This is a genomic window from Micromonospora inyonensis (assembly GCF_900091415.1).
Classification (GTDB): domain Bacteria; phylum Actinomycetota; class Actinomycetes; order Mycobacteriales; family Micromonosporaceae; genus Micromonospora; species Micromonospora inyonensis.
Genome location: NZ_FMHU01000002.1, coordinates 2,855,722 through 2,872,243 on the forward strand (window position 1 = coordinate 2,855,722; position 16,522 = coordinate 2,872,243).

18 protein-coding genes are annotated in these 16,522 nt (G+C 73.3%); 8 read left to right on the forward strand and 10 right to left on the reverse strand.

Annotation, left to right across the window (positions count from 1 at the left end; all coding sequences use genetic code 11):
- Positions 1-156: 156 nt before the first annotated feature.
- Together GA0074694_RS27045 and GA0074694_RS27050 are read left to right on the forward strand one after the other, a co-directional pair.
- Positions 157-720: an RNA polymerase sigma factor gene (locus GA0074694_RS27045; RefSeq protein WP_091462794.1), complete on the forward strand. Its 564-nt coding sequence runs from the start codon at positions 157-159 to the stop codon at positions 718-720.
- Entirely contained in the window at positions 717-1,298 is a 582-nt protein-coding gene (locus GA0074694_RS27050; protein ID WP_245714930.1) for a hypothetical protein, read from the forward strand. The genes GA0074694_RS27045 and GA0074694_RS27050 overlap by 4 nt, the downstream gene beginning before the upstream one ends.
- A gap of 10 nt (positions 1,299-1,308) precedes the next feature.
- On the opposite strand, the gene GA0074694_RS27055 is transcribed toward GA0074694_RS27050, so the two are convergent.
- Entirely contained in the window at positions 1,309-2,718 is a 1,410-nt protein-coding gene (locus GA0074694_RS27055; RefSeq protein WP_091464084.1) for a serine/threonine-protein kinase, read from the reverse strand.
- 117 nt (positions 2,719-2,835) lie between these two features.
- Here GA0074694_RS27055 and GA0074694_RS27060 point away from each other — a divergent pair, with 117 nt between their 5' ends.
- The 5 genes from GA0074694_RS27060 (at position 2,836) to GA0074694_RS27075 (ending at position 6,186) form a co-directional block, all read left to right on the forward strand.
- A complete protein-coding gene (locus GA0074694_RS27060; RefSeq protein WP_091462795.1) occupies positions 2,836-3,177 on the forward strand; it encodes a PadR family transcriptional regulator in 342 nt (113 codons plus the stop codon).
- The gene (locus tag GA0074694_RS33375) at positions 3,174-3,617 is read left to right on the forward strand and encodes an HAAS signaling domain-containing protein (protein WP_245714931.1); all 444 of its coding nucleotides are present in this window, start codon (positions 3,174-3,176) and stop codon (positions 3,615-3,617) included. Before GA0074694_RS27060 ends, GA0074694_RS33375 begins: the two co-directional genes overlap by 4 nt.
- Positions 3,548-4,120 carry a hypothetical protein gene (locus tag GA0074694_RS33380; RefSeq protein WP_245714932.1) on the forward strand — a complete coding sequence of 191 codons (573 nt, stop codon included), beginning with the start codon at positions 3,548-3,550 and terminating at the stop codon, positions 4,118-4,120. The genes GA0074694_RS33375 and GA0074694_RS33380 overlap by 70 nt, the downstream gene beginning before the upstream one ends.
- A gap of 273 nt (positions 4,121-4,393) precedes the next feature.
- Positions 4,394-5,230 carry a nitroreductase/quinone reductase family protein gene (locus GA0074694_RS27070; RefSeq protein ID WP_091464088.1) on the forward strand — a complete coding sequence of 279 codons (837 nt, stop codon included), beginning with the start codon at positions 4,394-4,396 and terminating at the stop codon, positions 5,228-5,230.
- A 236-nt stretch (positions 5,231-5,466) separates the two neighbouring features.
- Positions 5,467-6,186 carry a class I SAM-dependent methyltransferase gene (locus GA0074694_RS27075; RefSeq protein WP_091462796.1) on the forward strand — a complete coding sequence of 240 codons (720 nt, stop codon included), beginning with the start codon at positions 5,467-5,469 and terminating at the stop codon, positions 6,184-6,186.
- Between the two features lie 13 nt (positions 6,187-6,199).
- Here the strand turns inward: GA0074694_RS27075 and GA0074694_RS27080 are convergent, their stop codons facing one another.
- The 8 genes from GA0074694_RS27080 to pgsA form a co-directional block, all read right to left on the reverse strand.
- Positions 6,200-6,766, reverse strand: coding sequence for a GNAT family N-acetyltransferase (locus tag GA0074694_RS27080; protein WP_091462797.1), 567 nt, complete (start codon positions 6,764-6,766; stop codon positions 6,200-6,202).
- A gap of 319 nt (positions 6,767-7,085) precedes the next feature.
- Entirely contained in the window at positions 7,086-7,835 is a 750-nt protein-coding gene (locus GA0074694_RS27085; protein ID WP_091462798.1) for a YebC/PmpR family DNA-binding transcriptional regulator, read from the reverse strand.
- A 302-nt stretch (positions 7,836-8,137) separates the two neighbouring features.
- A complete protein-coding gene (gene pdxT / locus GA0074694_RS27090) occupies positions 8,138-8,743 on the reverse strand; it encodes a pyridoxal 5'-phosphate synthase glutaminase subunit PdxT (protein ID WP_091462799.1) in 606 nt (201 codons plus the stop codon).
- Positions 8,744-8,747: 4 nt separating this feature from the next.
- Positions 8,748-9,665, reverse strand: a complete 918-nt coding sequence (gene pdxS, locus GA0074694_RS27095) for a pyridoxal 5'-phosphate synthase lyase subunit PdxS (protein WP_091462800.1) — start codon at positions 9,663-9,665, stop codon at positions 8,748-8,750.
- A gap of 148 nt (positions 9,666-9,813) precedes the next feature.
- A complete protein-coding gene (locus GA0074694_RS27100; RefSeq protein ID WP_091462801.1) occupies positions 9,814-10,317 on the reverse strand; it encodes a hypothetical protein in 504 nt (167 codons plus the stop codon).
- An 82-nt stretch (positions 10,318-10,399) separates the two neighbouring features.
- A complete protein-coding gene (locus GA0074694_RS27105) occupies positions 10,400-11,560 on the reverse strand; it encodes a glycosyltransferase family 4 protein (RefSeq protein WP_091462802.1) in 1,161 nt (386 codons plus the stop codon).
- A gap of 108 nt (positions 11,561-11,668) precedes the next feature.
- Positions 11,669-12,625, reverse strand: a complete 957-nt coding sequence (locus GA0074694_RS27110) for a phosphatidylinositol mannoside acyltransferase (RefSeq protein WP_091462803.1) — start codon at positions 12,623-12,625, stop codon at positions 11,669-11,671.
- Between the two features lie 121 nt (positions 12,626-12,746).
- Positions 12,747-13,376, reverse strand: coding sequence for a phosphatidylinositol phosphate synthase (pgsA, locus tag GA0074694_RS27115; RefSeq protein WP_091464091.1), 630 nt, complete (start codon positions 13,374-13,376; stop codon positions 12,747-12,749).
- Between the two features lie 248 nt (positions 13,377-13,624).
- On the opposite strand from pgsA, the gene GA0074694_RS27120 reads away from it, so the two are divergent.
- Complete coding sequence (locus tag GA0074694_RS27120) at positions 13,625-15,781, forward strand: elongation factor G-like protein EF-G2 (protein WP_091462804.1); 2,157 nt, start codon at positions 13,625-13,627, stop codon at positions 15,779-15,781.
- Between the two features lie 57 nt (positions 15,782-15,838).
- Here the strand turns inward: GA0074694_RS27120 and GA0074694_RS27125 are convergent, their stop codons facing one another.
- Positions 15,839-16,387 carry an HIT family protein gene (locus GA0074694_RS27125; RefSeq protein WP_091462805.1) on the reverse strand — a complete coding sequence of 183 codons (549 nt, stop codon included), beginning with the start codon at positions 16,385-16,387 and terminating at the stop codon, positions 15,839-15,841.
- Positions 16,388-16,522 lie beyond the last annotated feature (135 nt).

The window sequence follows — 16,522 nt, forward strand, 5'->3', positions numbered from 1 at the left end:
TCCACGGCGCCGCGCGGGTCGCCACGGGTGGCGCTGGTCGCGTCCACCGGCGGTGGGCGTCGGGTCGACAGTCGGTTGCCGGACTCGACCGGGCCCGCCGGGCGGCGGCCGTCGTAGCCTGGGCCGGACGGCACCCGGCGAGCATGGGACGACCCGATGGCCCTTCCGGACGGTATCGAGGAGCTGGCCGGCGCGGCGTCGCGGGGCGACCCGGCAGCGCGGGACGCGCTGCTGGCCGCGGTACGCCCGGAGGTGCTGCGCCTCTGCGCCCGGTTGCTGCCGCACCGGGAGGACGCCGAGGAGGCGTGCCAGGACGCGCTGCTGGCGCTGGCCCAGGGCATCGGCCGGTTCGAGGGGCGGTCGTCGTTCCGCACCTGGCTCCACCGGCTGACCGCCAACCGGGCCCGCTCGACCTACCGGGTGCTGCGCCGACGGTGGCTGGTGGAGGCCGGTGACGTGCCGCTGCCGGAGCGACCCGACCCGCGCCGGACGAGCGTGGTCGCCGGCACCCGGCTCGACCTGCTCGACGCGCTCGACGCGGTCCGCCCCGAACTCGCCGAGGCGGTGACCCTGCGCGACGTCCTCGGGTTGGGCTACCGGGAGATCGCCGAGCTGCTCGGCCTGCCCGAGGGGACGGTCAAGTCGCGGATCCACGAGGCCCGCCGGCAACTGCGGGCACGGCTGTCCGGAGAGCCCTCGACCGCCGAGGGGCGGCAATGACCGTGCCGACCCACCGGGGACCCAACGGCCGCCGGAACCGGGTGGGTGGCCGGCTGGCCCCGCTCACGGTGGTCGTCGTGGCAGTGTCCGGGATGGTCGCGGCGTGCGGCGGCGACGTGCCCGTCTCTCCGCTGCCCGTCCAGCCACCGTCCGCGGCGGCGACCCGCACTCCCACTCCGCCGGTGACGTCCACGCCGCCGGCCTCCCCGCCGCCGGGTACGCCGGTCGTCGTGCCCACGTCCCGCCGCCCCGCGCCGGTGACGTCGACGTCCGTGCGGACCCCGCCCGCGACCCGGTCGCCGAGCGGATTGCCCGGCAGCTGCCACGGCGCGGTGCGGTACGACCTGGTGCTGGCCGAGACCGAGTTGGCGCTGCTCACCTCGCTCTGCTTCGCCACCGGCGGGGTGCTACGGATCATCGGGATCGGGCCGGGCGAGGTGACCGTGGACCGGGAGGACCTGGTCTCCCGCAGCTACGAGGGTGGGGTGGTGGACGTCCGGTTCGTCCGCCCCGGCACCGTGGTCGTACGGATTCCGCAGGACGGTACGACGTATCCGGTCACGGTGGTGGTGCGGTAGCCGGCCGGGCCTACCGCACCCGCACCCCGGCGAGCAGCCGGTCGACGAAGTCGGCCGCGCCGCCGTGCGGAGGCACGACCTGCACGTAGATCAGCCCGGTACGGCCGGGGCCGAGCCCGGCGGCCTCGACCACCACCGGCCGGCCCCGGTCGCAGGTGAACCGGGCCACCACCCAGTCCACGCCCGCCTGCCGGGTGCGCCGCAGGGGCGCGGCTACGCAGGCCGCGTGCGGCCGTTCGGCGACGAAGCCGGCGGGGGTGGTCCGCGCGGCGGTGCTGGCGGAGAGGCCGACGAAGGCCCCCGGCACGGTCGGGTCGACCGCCCACCGGTGCGGGTCGGGTGACATCACCAGGGCGGGTTCGAGGGTGCCGTCGGCACCGTACTGGCCCGCCCAGCCGGTGCCGACGGCTCGCCATCCGGGCGGCAGCGCGACGGTGATCGGTCCGTTCGTCCCGGTGCCGGCGTCCCGGCCGGCGGTGGCGGTGTCCCCGGCCAGGGCCCCGACGAGGGCGAGCACGGCGACGCCGACCCCGGACCACCGCCCCGGCCGCGCCCCGCCCCGGGCCGGGCCGCCCGGGACTCGACCGGTCGTCCGCGCGTCGACCCGTCCGGGGCCCGGGGCGGAGGTCACGGCGTGCCGTAGGGCCGCGCGGAAGGCTGCGGCGTCGGGGTGGCGGTCGGCGGGACGGGGTGCGGTGGCCCGGCGCAGTACGTCCGCCACCCGCGCCGGGACGCCCTCCCGGAGCCGGACCGCCCCGGCCGGGTCCGGCCGGTCCCTCGCTGGACGCGACGGTGGGGCCGTGCCGAGCAGCCGGACGCCGAGGCGACCCAGCCCGTAGACGTCGGCGCGGGTGTCGACGACCGCGAGCGGGTCGTCCTGTTCCGGGGCCATGTAGCCGGGGGTGCCGGCCCGGGCGGTGAGGCCGGAGGCGGCGGCGAGCGCCTTGGCCAGTCCGAGATCGGCGACCAGCACGCGCTCGCCGTCGGGGTGGGACCGGAAGAGGATGTTGCCGGGCGTGAGGTCACGGTGCACCACGCCGTTGCGGTGCAGCACGGCGACGCCGGCCGCGATCTCGGCCAGCAACTCCAGGGCGACGGGCACGGGCAGCGGACCGGCCGCCAGCCGGTCGCGCAGGCTGCCACCGTCGGCCAGGGCCATCACCGAGTACGGCCGCCCGTCGGGTAGTTCCCCGACCCCGTGGACCCGGACCAGCCGCTCGTCGTCGAGTCGGCGCAGCAGGCGGGCCTCGTCGAGGAACCGTTCCCGGACCCGCAGGTCGTGGTGCCAGTTCTCGGCCAGCACCTTGATCGCCACCGGGGAGTCGAGCCCCGGGTCGTGGCCCAACCAGACCGTCGCGAACGAGCCCGTGCCGAGCAGCCGCTCGATCCGGTACGGCCCGATCCTTTCCGGACTGGTCACCCACACCACCCCCGCCGCCGGCCCGTCCACCTCTGGTGCGCCGCAACACACTGATCCTACACGGCACGATGATGTATCAGTGGACAATAGTGTGTGGCACACAGTATCGTGTGACGCATGGTCAGCGATGAGATCCTGCGAACGCACCTCCAGGAGCTGCGTCGGGGCACCGTGGTGGTGGCGAGTCTGGTCGCCCTGCGCCGCCCCAACTACGGCTACGCGCTGCTCCAACGCCTCTCCGACCACGGGTTCCCGGTCGACGCCAACACGCTCTACCCGCTGCTGCGGCGGCTGGAGGAGCAGGGGCTGCTGACCAGCGAGTGGAACACCGAGGAAAGCCGGCCCCGCAAGTTCTACCGAACCAGCGAGGAGGGCGCGGCGGTGCTGGGCCGCCTCCTGGACGACCTCGCCACCGTGCAGACCTCCCTCGACGGCCTGATCGAAGGAGCCGACCGATGACCTCCCGGACCGACCGCTACCTCGCCGCCACCCTGCGCTCGGTGCCGGTGGCACGGCGCGAGGAGATCGCCACCGAGCTGCGTGCCTCGATCGACGACATGATCGAGGCACGCACCACCGACGGACAGGACACCGCCGCCGCGGAGCGGGAGGTGCTCACCGAGCTGGGCGATCCGGCCCAGCTCGCCGCCCGCTACGCCGGCCGTCGGCTGTATCTCGTCGGCCCGAGGTACTACCTGGCCTGGGAGCGACTGCTGAAGCGGCTGCTCACCTTCCTGCCGGCGACGGTCGGCATCGTCGTCGGCCTCCTCGGGGCCCTCGACGGCAACGCCGGCGGGCGATCGGCACGGGCATCACCACCGCCCTCTGGGTGGCGGTCCAGCTCGCCTTCTGGGTCACCCTGGTCTTCGCGGTGCTGGAGCGCACCGACGTCGACCTGAACCTGCCGGGGTGGAGCGTCGACCGACTGGCGGACGAGCGGGCCGACCGGCAGATCCCATTGACCGACACCTGTGCGTCGATCGTCTGGCTCGTGCTCGTCATCGCGTACCTGCCGTGGCAGCACTACCGGTCCTTCGTCCCCGACGGTACGGGCGGCGACGTACCGGTCCTCGACCCGGCACTGTGGAACTTCTGGCTGCCGATCCTGATCGCCGTACCGGTCCTCTGCATCGGCCTGGAGATCGTCACGTACCGGGTCGGCCGCTGGACGTGGTCGCTGGTCGCGATGAACGCGGCCCTGAACCTGGCGTTCGCCGCACCGGTGGTCTGGCTGCTGCTGACCGACCGGCTGATCAACCCCGAACTCGTCCGGCGGTTCGACTGGCTCGCCGAGGGCGACAACCTGGACACCGTCACCGCGGCCGTGGTGTCCGGCACGGTGCTGGTCGCGCTCTGGGACGTCGTCGACAGCGCCGTCAAGGCGTACCGCAGCCGCACCTGAGCCCGCCGCGAGAGGCCCGGCACGTCGCCGAACGTGCCGGGCCTCTCGCGTACCCGAGCCGGTCCCGTCGCCCGATGGTCTAGAGTCACCGGGGTGACTGCCGGGTCGGCCATGGGCCATGAACGAGTGGGGTTCCCGGCCCTGGCGTGACCGCCGGGTCGGCGAGAGGGCCGCCTCTCCCCCGTTTCCTTCGTCTTCTTCACTCCCGCCGCGCCGGTGCGCGATATGCACCGGCGGCCGGCGACCCCTGACGCGGAAAAGAAGGAACGGGAATTGCCGAACCACTTCAACGACGCCATCATCGACGAGTTCCGGGCCAACAACGGGCGGGTCGGCGGCATGTTCACCGACAGTCGCCTCCTGCTGCTCACCACCACCGGGGCGCGCACCGGACGGCCGCACACCACCCCGCTGGGATACCTGCCCGACACCGGCGACCGGCTTCTGGTCGTCGCCTCGGCCGGCGGGTCACCCCGGCACCCGGCCTGGTACCACAACATCCGGGCCAACCCGATCGTCACCGTCGAGGACGGTGCCTTCACCTACCAGGCCGAGGCGACCGTCCTCACCGGAGCGGAGCGGGACCGGATCTTCGCCCGGATCGTCGAGGTCGCCCCGGGGTACGCCGACTACCAGGCGAAGGCCACCCGGGTCATTCCCGTGGTCGGACTGACGCAGGTCGCCCCCGGACCGCCGAACGCCTCCTCGTTCGGCGAGGGACTACGGGTCGTCCACGACGCGTTCCGGCTGGAACTGGCCGCGATCCGCCGCGAGGTCGCCGAGTCGGGTCCGGGCCTCGGCGCCCAACTGCGGATCAACTGCCTGAGCCTCTGCCAGGGGCTGGGGTACCACCACCGGATGGAGGACGACGGGATCTTCCCGACCCTGGCCGGGCAGCCCGGCACCGCCGCCGTCCTGGACCGGCTCCGGGTCGAACACAAACGGATCGCCGCGCTCCTCGCCCAGCTCCAGCAGCTTCTCGCCGACCCCGCCGCCGACGCAGCGCGGCTGCGCGCCGAGGTCGACCGGCTCACCGGTGAGGTGGAGGAGCACCTGACGTACGAGGAGGAGCACCTCATTCCCCTGATGGAGGGCCCCGGGCAGGGCTGACCGTCGCCGTGGTCCCGGAGTCCGGCCGGGGCCGGCCGGACTCCGGGGCGTGACCGCGCCCTACCTCATGGGAATCGACGGTGCGGCGCCACCGCCCGACCGGTGGCAATTCCGGACCGGGTGGACAGGCCGAACACTCTGGACAGTGGCCGGGCACCGCCCAGATCATGAAGCCAACCGGTCGGGTGGCGTGTGGGGCTCCACCGACTCCAGTTTCACCCCTGAGTAGGTGAACAGTGCTGAGCATCGCCGAACTACGCACCGACTGGAAGATGTTCCGGCAGACCATGCGGGACTCCACCCTCAAGGAGGCCTTGGTCGACAGCGCCGAGTACATCCGGATCCGCCGCCACGAACGGCGGGAGCGCTTCGACGAGCGGTTCGGCCCCGAGACCAACGGCATCGTCGGCCTGGCCGACATCGACGGGATCGGGCCGCAACTGGAGGAGGCCAGCCACTATCTGCCCACCCGGAAGCAGGAGTTCGACCGGATGATGGCCACGGTCGGCGAGATCGACCACACCGAGCACGTCTTCGTCGACCTCGGCTGCGGCAAGGGGCGGGTCGTGCTGCTCGCGGCGGAGCACCCGTACAAGAAGGTGATCGGGGCGGATTTCTCCCCCACCTTCATCGGGCAGGCCAAGGAGAACGTGGAGCGCTACACCGGGCCGATGGCGACCCGGGAGATCGAGCTGCTCGCCATCGACGCGGTCGACCTCGTCGTCCCGCCGGAGAACCTGATCGTCTACCTGTTCTCGCCGTTCGGGCCGCCCGTCTTCGACACCGTGATGCGAAACCTGGTCGCCGCGACGAAGAAGCGGAAGCAGAAGATCACCATCGTGTACTACTCGCCGGACTACGACGACGTGGTGCGGGAGGCGGGCTTCGCGCTCGTCGCCCAGGGGAAGGGCGACCACTGGCCGTGGAGCCTCTACTCGGTGGGAGAGTCGGCCTGACCGTCGCGGCGCGCTACGCCGGCCGGTGGGACTCCCACTCGGCGGCGAGCATCGCGTAGACCATCTCGTCGGTCCACTCGCCCTTGACGAGCTCGCTCTCCCGCAGGTGCGCCTCACGCCGCATGCCCAGCCGTTCCAGCACCCCCGCCGAGGCGGTGTTGCGGGCGTCCAGCCGGCCGACGATCCGGTGCAGGCCGAGCAGGTCGAAGCCGATCTCCAGCATCATCCGGGCCGCCTCGGTCGCGTAGCCCCGCCCGCCGTGTTCGGGGTGGAAGACGTACCCCACCTCGCCCTGGCGGTGTTCCACGCTGACCCAGCAGAGCAGGACGTCCCCGACGAGCTGCCCGGTCTCCCGGACCACCACGGCCAGGTTGAGCACGTCGCCGGAGTTCCGCAGGGCGGTACGGCGACACTTGCGCGCCAGCGCCTCCCGGGTCGCCTGCTCGTCGTGCGGCTCCCAGTACAGGTAGCGGGCGACGTCGGCGCGGGACTGGTACGCGTGCAGCGCCGCGAAGTCGCCCTCCGTGAACGGGCGCAGGTCGAGCCGCTCGGTACGGATCGGGAAGTCGGGAATCAGCACCCCGGCAGGGTACGCCCCGCGCCGCCGAGCCGAGCCACCGCTACTCCGCCCGAGTGGCTTCCGCCTCCCGCGACGCAAGGAAGTCCTCCACCTCTGCACGCCCGACTCCCTCGTCGCGCACCTTCCGCCAGAGCCAGACCGGCCGGACCGACGCAGAGCGGCACGTGAGCAGCGAGCGCCCCGACGATCGCCGCCGGGGCACCACTCTCGACGGCACGGTAGAGGGACCGCAGTTCGACGACACAAAAACGGCGGCGGCACCGGAGAGGGTGCCGCCGCCGTCGAGCAGGAGGAGCGAGTCGTCGACGATTGGCGGGAATCAGTCGACGGCGGCCATGACCTCGTCCGGGACGTCGAAGTTGGCGTACACGTTCTGCACGTCGTCGCAGTCCTCGAGGACGTCGATCAGCTTGAAGACCTTGCGCGCGCCCTCCTCGTCCAGCGGCACGTTCACGCTGGGGATGAGGGACGACTCAGCGGACTCGTACTCGATGCCGGCGTCCTGGAGGGCGGTGCGGACGGCGATCAGGTCGCCCGGCTCGGAGACCACCTCGAAGGCCTCACCCAGGTCGTTGACCTCCTCGGCACCGGCGTCGAGGACGGCCATCATCACGTCGTCCTCGTTGGTGTCGGCCTTGGGCACGATCACTACGCCCTTGCGGGAGAACATGTACGACACCGATCCGGCGTCGGCGAAGGATCCGCCGTTGCGGGTCAGCGCGGTCCGCACCTCGGTGGCCGCACGGTTGCGGTTGTCGGTCAGGCACTCGATCAGCAGCGCGACGCCGTTCGGGCCGTACCCCTCGTACATGATCGTCTGGTAGTCGGCACCGCCGGCCTCCAGGCCGGAGCCGCGCTTGACCGCGCGGTCGATGTTGTCGTTCGGTACGGAGTTCTTCTTGGCCTTCTGGATGGCGTCGAAGAGGGTCGGGTTACCGGCCGGGTCGCCGCCACCGGTCCGCGCCGCCACCTCGACGTTCTTGATCAGCTTGGCGAACATCTTGCCGCGCTTGGCGTCGATGACGGCCTTCTTGTGCTTGGTGGTCGCCCACTTTGAGTGGCCGGACATCTCGTACCTCCGTCTGTTGACCCACGCCTGCGTCGACTGCCCGCGCCTGCTCCACGACACCTCGACGCCGGCGGCGGGGGCGGCCGGTCGGCTCCGCGTGGAGGGCTACGGCGGGCGATGGCCCTGCCGAACCGCGGCAATCCTACCGAGCTTCGGCAGGTCGGTGTCACACCACCACCACCACGGGGCGGGTCGACACCCGGAACCGACGACGTCGCGGTGCCCCTGCGAGGGGCACCGCGACGTCGTCGGAACACCACCGCTCCGGGGCGAGGACACCGACCCGGGCCAGGGACGCCCGGTCAGGCGGCGGCGCGGACCAGGTCGACGAAGTAGGCGTGCAGCCGCAGGTCGCCGGTCAGCTCCGGGTGGAACGAGGTGGCCAGCAGGTTGCCCTGCCGGACGGCGACGACCCGCCCGGCGGCCGGCCCCTCGGTGACCGTGCCGAGCACTTCGACGCCGTCGCCGACCCGTTCGACCCAGGGGGCGCGGATGAAGACCGCGTGGAAGGGCTCCCCCTCGATGCCGGTCAGGCTCACCGGCGCCTCGAACGAGTCGACCTGCCGGCCGAACGCGTTGCGCCGGACGGTCATCTCCACCGCTTCGAAGCCGCGCTGGTCGGGGCGGCCGTCCAGCACCTCCCGGGCCAGCATGATCATGCCGGCGCAGGAGCCGTAGACCGGCATGCCGGCGGCGATCCGCTTGTCGATCGGCTCGCGCATCTCGAAGATGTCGGCGAGCTTGCTGATCGTGGTGGACTCCCCGCCGGGGATGACCAGTCCGTCGACCGCGTCCAACTCCTCGCGGCGGCGGACCGGGCGGGCGTCCGCGCCGCAGCCGGCGAGGGCGTGCAGGTGCTCGCGGACGTCACCCTGGAGCGCGAGCACCCCGATCGTGGGTGCCGTCACCTGGTCACCAGCCCCGCTCGGCCAGGCGGTGCGGCTGCGGGATCTCGTCGACGTTGATGCCGACCATCGCCTCGCCCAGGCCCCGGGAGACCTTGGCCAGCACGTCCGGGTCGTCGTGGAAGGTGGTGGCCTTGACGATCGCGGCGGCCCGCTGCGCGGGGTTGCCGGACTTGAAGATGCCCGAGCCGACGAAGACGCCCTCGGCGCCGAGCTGCATCATCATCGCGGCGTCGGCCGGGGTGGCGATGCCACCGGCGGTGAAGAGCACCACGGGCAGCTTGCCGGTCTCGGCGATCTCCTTGACCAGCTCGTACGGGGCCTGGAGCTCCTTCGCCGCGACGTACAACTCGTCCTCGGGCAGCGACTGGAGCCGACGGATCTCCTGGCGGATCTTGCGCATGTGGGTGGTGGCGTTGGAGACGTCACCGGTGCCGGCCTCGCCCTTGGAGCGGATCATGGCCGCACCCTCGGTGATGCGCCGCAGCGCCTCGCCGAGGTTGGTCGCGCCGCAGACGAAGGGGACGGTGAACGCCCACTTGTCGATGTGGTTGGCGTAGTCGGCGGGGGTGAGCACCTCGGACTCGTCGACGTAGTCGACGCCGAGGGACTGGAGGATCTGCGCCTCGACGAAGTGGCCGATCCGGGCCTTGGCCATGACCGGGATGGAGACCGCGTTGATGATGCCGTCGATCATGTCGGGGTCGCTCATCCGGGAGACCCCGCCCTGGGCACGGATGTCGGCGGGCACCCGCTCCAGGGCCATCACCGCGACCGCGCCGGCGTCCTCGGCGATCTTGGCCTGCTCGGCGTTGACCACGTCCATGATCACGCCGCCCTTGAGCATCTCGGCCATGCCGCGCTTGACGCGCGCGGTGCCGACGACGGGCGTGGCGGTGGCGGGCTGGGAGGTGGATTCGGACACGGGTGATCGCTCCTCGGCGTGTCGGGGGGTGCTGGGTCACGGAAATGCTACGTCCGGGTCAACACCCGACCGACAGCCAATCACGCCCCGGGTGGCCTGCTCTGTGACGACCGTCACCGCCGGTTCCCGCCCCGGTGAGGCGGACGGCTCAGCCGGCCGGGACGTCCGCCGGCAGGGCCAGGGTGGGGTCGTCCACGTCGAAGTAGCGCGGGCGGTCGTGTCGGCGGGCCATCCGCAGCAGGCGCACCAGCGGCCGGCGACGGGCGGTGAGCGCGTCCCGGACGAGGTCGGTGTGGACCTGCCGGGCCAGCGCCAGACGCCGGCTGGCCGCGATCACCGCCTCGCAGGCCGGATCGGCCGGGTCGAGCCGCACCGCGCGCAACTGCCGGGTGAGGTCGTTCTCGGCGGCCTCCCGCTCCTCGGGGCCGGCGTCCAGGGCGATCCGCGCGGCGGCGTAGAGCTCCACGCCGTACCGCTGCTCGGCCAGGACCGCCGCGGCCGCCGCGCGGCGCAGCAGGTGCGCGTCGAGCGCCCGGGCGGCCGACTCCGCGCGCAGGTGCAGCCGCTCCACCCGGGAGGCCGTCCAGACCAGGTACGCCGACACCAGCACGACGAACGCGACCGCGCCCACCACCCACCACATGCCCGGCATCGTAGTGCTGCTCCCGTTCCCGTCCGCCCGGACGCGGAGGCCTCGTCACGCAGGCCACCCGCGCACCACCGTCACCACACTGTCAGCCCAGCCCCACCCACTCCTGGTCGATCACCCGCCCGTCGGTGGCCTCGATCGCCGCCGCGTACACCTCCAGGACCCGGCGGGCGACCACCGGCCAGTCGAAGGTTGCCACCACCTGGTCCCCGCAGGCGGTCAGCTCCGCCCGCCGCGCCGGGTCGTCGAGCAGGCCGGCCATCGCGTCCCGCAGCGCCCCCGCGTCCCCGGTGGGGAAGAGCTGCCCGGCCCGCCCCCCGTCGAGGACCCGGCGGAAGGCGTCCAGGTCGCTGGCGACCACCGTCGTCCCGGCGGCCAGCGCCTCGGTGAGGATCATGCCGAACGACTCGCCACCGGTGTTCGGCGCGACGTAGAGGTGCGCGCTGCGCAGCATGCGTGCTTTGTCCGCCTCGGAGACCAGGCCGAGGAAGGTGACCCGGTCGCGCAGGTCGTGCGGGAACCGGGCGTACAGGTCGTCGGCCTCGCCCGGGCCGGCGACCAGCAGCCGCAGGCCGGGACGGCGCGGGGCCAGCTCGACGAAGGCGTCCCGCAGCACCGGGAAACCCTTGCGCGGCTCGGTGAACCGGCCGAGGAAGCCGAGCGTGCCACCGGTGCCCGCACCGCACTCCCCCGGCCAGCCGGGCAGCGGCTCCGCGCCGGTGAACCGGGCGACGGTCACCCCGTTGGGGATCTCCACCGCACCGCCGTCCATGTGCTCGACCTGCACCTTCCGGGCGAGCGCGCTGACCGCGATCCGGGCGGTGATCCGTTCCAGCACGATCTGGAGCACGCCCTGGGCGGCGGCGAGCGCCCGCGAGCGGGTCATCGCGGTGTGGAAGGTCGCCACCACCGGCCCCCGGGCGGAGAGCACGGCCAGCAGCGACAGGCTCAGCGTCAGCGGCTCGTGCACGTGCAGGACGTCGAAGTCGCCCCGGGTGATCCAGCGGCGGACCCGGGCGGTCGAGACCGGCCCGAAGGCGATCCGGGCCACCGAACCGTTGTACGGCAGGGGGACCGCCCGGCCGGCCGGCACCACGTACGGCGGCAGCGGCGAGTCCTCGTCGGCGGGTGCGAGCACGCTCACCTCGTGCCCGAGACCGATCAACGCCTCCGCGAGATCGACGACGTGGTTCTGCACGCCCCCGGGCACGTCGAAGGAGTACGGGCAGACGATGCCGATTCGCACAGCTGTGGCCTTTCGTTCACTGCCGCGGGGCTCCGCTCCGCTGCTCCTCGCACTCCGGCTCGCGCCACCTGCCGCCTCGCTCCGCACACTCCCGCGGGGCCGTACCCGTCAGACCGGCCCGGAGGCCGCCGGCGGCCGGCTCTCCCGCCGGGGCCGTGGCGACGGGTTCCCCGGGCCGCCCTCCTGGTCCAGCCACATCCGCTGCAACATGTGCCAGTCTTCCGGATGACGGGCGATGCCCGCCGCCAGACCGTCGGCAATCCGCTGGGTCAGCAGCCGGGCCCGCTGGTCGAGCGGGCCGCTGTCCGGGTCGGGCAGGTCCAGCGGCCCTTCGATGGACGCGCACGGCGCATCCGGTTCGTACCACATCGTGGCGACGTAGAGGGGTGCGCCGGTGCGCAGGGCGAGCAGGGCCGGGCCGGCCGGCATCCGGGTCCGTCCCCCGAAGAAGGTGACCTCCACACCCCGGGCGGAGAGGTCCCGGTCGGCCAGCAGCGGCACGACGTGCCCGGCGGCCAGCCGCTCCACCAGGATCTCGAAGGGGGGACGCGCACCACCGTGGGTGGGCAGGATCTCCATGCCGAGGCCACGCCGGAACGCCAGGAAGCGCTCGTACACCGCCTCGGGCCGGAGCCGTTCGGCGACCGTGGTGATCGGCCAGCCCTGGGCGGCGACCCAGGCCCCGGCGGCGTCCCAGTTGCCGGCGTGCGGCAGCGCCACCACCGCGCCCCGACCGGCCGCCACGTCGGCGGCGAGCAGGTCGTGGCCGTGGGTCAGCCGGAACCCGGCGAGGATCTGCTCGCGGCTGCGCGAGGGCAGCCGGAACGCCTCCAGCCAGTACCGGGCGTAGGAGCGCAGCCCCCGGCGGACCAACTCGTCCAGCTCGGCCTCGGGCAGCTCGGGGCCGACCACCCGGCGCAGGTTCGCGGCGAGTCGAACCGTACCGGCGCCGCCGGCGCGGTGGGCCCGGTCCGCACCGGTGCGGAAGATCGTGGCGGCGACCGGTCCGGGCAGCGCGCGGACCAGCCGCCAACCGGCGACGTAGCCCAGTTCGGTGAGGTTCACCCCGGTTGTCCTCCGTCGTCGACCGGCGCCGGGTCACCGGCGGTGGCCGCCCGGCCCGCCGCGGCCGTCCGGACGGCGGACGCGGCCCGGCCACGACAGCGCGGCACGCCGGTCGGGCCGGTCACCCCGGCACGCCCGCCCGGGCCCGCTGGGCCTGTCGGTACACGTGGGTCATCCGCTGGCCGACGGTGAAAATCGACACGGCGGCGAGCAGCCAGAGCGCCACGACCAGGGCCCGGTCGATCCCGACCCCGGTGAGCAGCCCGCCGATCCCGACGATGAGCAGCCGTTCGGTGCGTTCGGCGATACCCACGTTGCAGGTCATGCCGAGCCCTTCGGCGCGGGCCTTGACATAGGAGACCAGGCCCCCGGCGGCCAGGCAGACCAGCGCCGCGGCGACCCCGCCCCGGTCGCCCTGGGTGGCGAGGTGGTAGGCCACCGCGCCGAAGACCGCGCTGTCGGCGATGCGGTCCATGCTCGAGTCGAGGAACGCACCGAACGTGGTCGACCCGCCGCTCATCCGGGCCATCGTGCCGTCGAGCAGGTCGGTCAGCGCGAAGGCTGTGACGATCAGGGCACCGGCGACCAGGTGCCCGCGCGCACCGAAGCCGAGCGCGCCGACGAGCACCCCGACGGTGCCCACGACGGTGACCGTGTTGGGGGTGACGCCCGCGCGGAGCAGGGTACGTGCGACGGGCTCGACGACACGGGTCATCCCCGCTCGGGCCGACACTTGGAAGATCTTCGCCATGGCGGTCCCCACGATAACGGTCGGCCGGTACGGGCGGTACGGCCGGTCGTACCGACCCGCCGACGGGGTTGTGTCGGATCGGTAACGGGTGTGAGATCGAGGCAGGGGACGTGAGTCAGCTCACCCGCCCGCCCGTCACGTTCCCGGTAGGCAGCAGTCCACCGGAGGATATCGCCGCGCACACGCCCGGGCCGCTTCCCCGTCACGCGGCGGTCGCCATCACACCACCGGCACAGGGAGGTGCGCCCATGGCGCAGAGGAGTCACGACAAGGGTTCCACCGGCGGCGTGCCGGTGGCGGACCAGCCGCTCCGGGTCCGCAACGTGGTGCTGGTGGGCCACTCCGGGGCCGGCAAGACGACCCTGGTGGAGGGGCTGCTCGCGGCCAGCGGCGCGATCACCCGGCCGGGCACGGTCGGCGACGGCACCACGGTCTGCGACCACGACCCCGCCGCGGTACGCCAGCAGCGCTCGGTGAGCCTGGCCTGCGCGCCGCTGTGGCACCACGACGTCAAGGTCAACCTCCTGGACACGCCCGGCTACGCCGACTTCGTCGGTGAGCTGCGCGCCGGGTTGCGGGCCGCCGACGCCGCCCTCTTCGTGGTCTCCGCCGTCGACGGCATGGACGCGGCCACCGCCGCCCTCTGGGAGGAGTGCGCCGCCGTCGACATGCCCCGGGCGGTGGCCGTGTCCCGGCTGGACCACCCGCGCGCCGACTTCGACGAGACGGTGGCGCTGTGCCAACGGGTCTTCGGCGACAACGTGCTTCCGCTCTACCTGCCGATGCTGGGCGACGACGGGATCTCGGTGGTCGGGCTGATGGGGCTGATCACCCGCCGGGTCTTCGACTACACCGCCGGGCTGCCGGCCGCCATCCGGCAGCCCGACCCGGAGCACCTGCCGGCCATCGTCGAGGCCCGCGACGAGCTGATCGAGGGGGTCATCGCCGAGAGCGAGGACGAGACCCTGATGGACCGCTACCTCGACGGCGAGGAGATCGGCACCGACATCCTGGTGGCGGACCTGGAGAAGGCGGTCGCCCGGGGGCACTTCCACCCGGTGGTGCCGGTCTGCGCGCAGACCGGGGTGGGACTCGACGTCCTGCTGGAGGTGCTGACCGCGGCGTTCCCGTCGCCGCCGGAGCACACCCTGCCGGCGGTGACCGGGCTGGACGGCTCACCCCGCCCGCCGCTGACCTGCGACCCGGACGGACCGCTGGTCGCCGAGGTGGTCCGCACCACCGTCGACCGGCACGTCGGCCGGGTCAGCCTGGTCCGGGTCTTCTCCGGCACCCTGCGACCGGAGCAGACCGTCCACGTCTCCGGGCACGGCCTGGCCGACCGGGGGCACCCGGACCACGACGCCGACGAGCGGGTCGGCCACGTCTACAGCCCGCTCGGCGCGACGCTGCGCGAGGTGCCGTACTGCGTGGCCGGCGACCTCTGCGCGGTCACCAAGTCGGGCAGCGCGGAGACCGGTGACACGATCTCCGCCAAGGACGACCCGCTGCTGGTCGCCCCGTGGGAGATGCCCGAGCCGCTGCTGCCGGTGGCGGTGGTGGCGCGCAGCCGGGCCGACGAGGACGCGCTGGCGCGGAACCTGGCCCGGTTGGTCGCCGGGGATCCGACGCTGCGGTTGGAACGCAGTCCGGAGACCCACCAGCTGGTGCTCTGGTGCATGGGCGAGGCGCACGCCGACGTGGTGCTGGACCGGCTGCGCGGCGGCGGGGCGGACGTGGCGACCGAACCGGTGCGCGTGCCGCTGCGGGAGACGTTCGCCGCCGCCGCCACCGGGCACGGCCGGCACGTCAAGCAGTCCGGCGGGCACGGCCAGTACGCCGTCTGCGACATCGAGGTGGAGCCGCTGCCCCCGGGCACGGGGTTCGAGTTCGTCGACCGGGTGGTCGGCGGCGCGGTACCGCACACCTACGTCCCCTCGGTGGAGAAGGGGGTCCGGGCCCAGATGGAGCGGGGTCTGGTCGCCGGCTACCCGGTGGTCGACCTGCGGGTGACGCTGGTGGACGGTAAGGCGCACAGCGTCGACTCCTCCGACGCGGCGTTCCAGACCGCCGGGGCCCTCGCGCTGCGCGACGCCGCCGGCAAGGGTCGGGTGGCGCTGCTGGAGCCGGTGGACGAGGTGGTCGTCCAGATCCCCGACCGGTACGTCGGGTCGGTGCTCAGCGACCTGTCCGGCCGGCGTGGCCGGGTGCTCGGCACCGAGCCGGACCCCGCCGGCGCGGAACGCACGCTGGTCCGCGCCGAGGTGCCCGCCACCGAGCTGCTGCGGTACGCGGTGGAGCTGCGCGCGACCACCTCCGGCACCGGCACGTTCCGCCGGTCCTTCGCCCGCTACGAACAGCTCCCCGCCCACCTGGCCGACGAGGTTCGCGCCGCGCACACCCCCTGACCGCGCCTTCCCGCCCCGGCACGCCGGGGCGGGACAGCGACGGGCCGGGCCAAGCGCTCAGGCGGACGGCCAGGCCGTGGCGAGCAGGTCACGGGTGTCGGTGAGCAACTGGGGCAGGACCTTCGTCTGCCCGATCACCGGCATGAAGTTGGCGTCCCCGCCCCAGCGGGGCACCACGTGCTGGTGCAGGTGCGCGGCGATGCCGGCCCCGGCCACCCCGCCCTGGTTCATGCCGAGGTTGAACCCGTGGGCGTTGCTGACCTGGCGTACCACCCGCATCGCGGTCTGGGTGAAGACCGCCAGTTCGACGGTCTCGGCCGGGTCGAGGTCGGTGTAGTCGGCGACGTGCCGGTACGGGCAGACCAGCAGGTGGCCCGGGTTGTACGGGTAGAGGTTCAGCACCGCGAAGACGTGCTCGCCCCGGGCCACCACCAGGGTCTCCTGCCCGACCAGCCCGGGGGCCCGGCAGAACGGGCAGCCGGCGGGCTTCTCGTACCCGCCCTCGGGCCGGTCCTCGCCGGAGATGTAGGTCATCCGGTGCGGAGTCCAGAGCCGCTCCAGGCCGTCGGCCAGGCCGCTGTCCGTGTGCCGTTCCGCCCCTGTCACGCCTCCGATCCTACGTTCCCGGCCGGGCGTGCCCGGGGTGCCCCGGTGCCACCACCTCGGGTTGGCGCGCTCCCACGACAAATGACCATCTATGCCTCATCGTCACCCCGGGTCAGATTAAGAATGCGTGAAGGA

What these genes read in the sequence shown, in the direction of transcription:
- GA0074694_RS27045 (WP_091462794.1), top strand. Translation starts at nt 157, where the DNA reads ATGGCCCTTCCGGACGGTATCGAGGAGCTGGCCGGCGCGGCGTCGCGG.
- GA0074694_RS27050 (WP_245714930.1), top strand. Translation starts at nt 717, where the DNA reads ATGACCGTGCCGACCCACCGGGGACCCAACGGCCGCCGGAACCGGGTG.
- GA0074694_RS27060 (WP_091462795.1), top strand. Translation starts at nt 2,836, where the DNA reads ATGGTCAGCGATGAGATCCTGCGAACGCACCTCCAGGAGCTGCGTCGG.
- GA0074694_RS33375 (WP_245714931.1), top strand. Translation starts at nt 3,174, where the DNA reads ATGACCTCCCGGACCGACCGCTACCTCGCCGCCACCCTGCGCTCGGTG.
- GA0074694_RS27085 (WP_091462798.1), bottom strand. Translation starts at nt 7,835, where the DNA reads ATGTCCGGCCACTCAAAGTGGGCGACCACCAAGCACAAGAAGGCCGTC.
- GA0074694_RS27100 (WP_091462801.1), bottom strand. Translation starts at nt 10,317, where the DNA reads ATGCCGGGCATGTGGTGGGTGGTGGGCGCGGTCGCGTTCGTCGTGCTG.
- pgsA (WP_091464091.1), bottom strand. Translation starts at nt 13,376, where the DNA reads ATGGCGAAGATCTTCCAAGTGTCGGCCCGAGCGGGGATGACCCGTGTC.
- GA0074694_RS27120 (WP_091462804.1), top strand. Translation starts at nt 13,625, where the DNA reads ATGGCGCAGAGGAGTCACGACAAGGGTTCCACCGGCGGCGTGCCGGTG.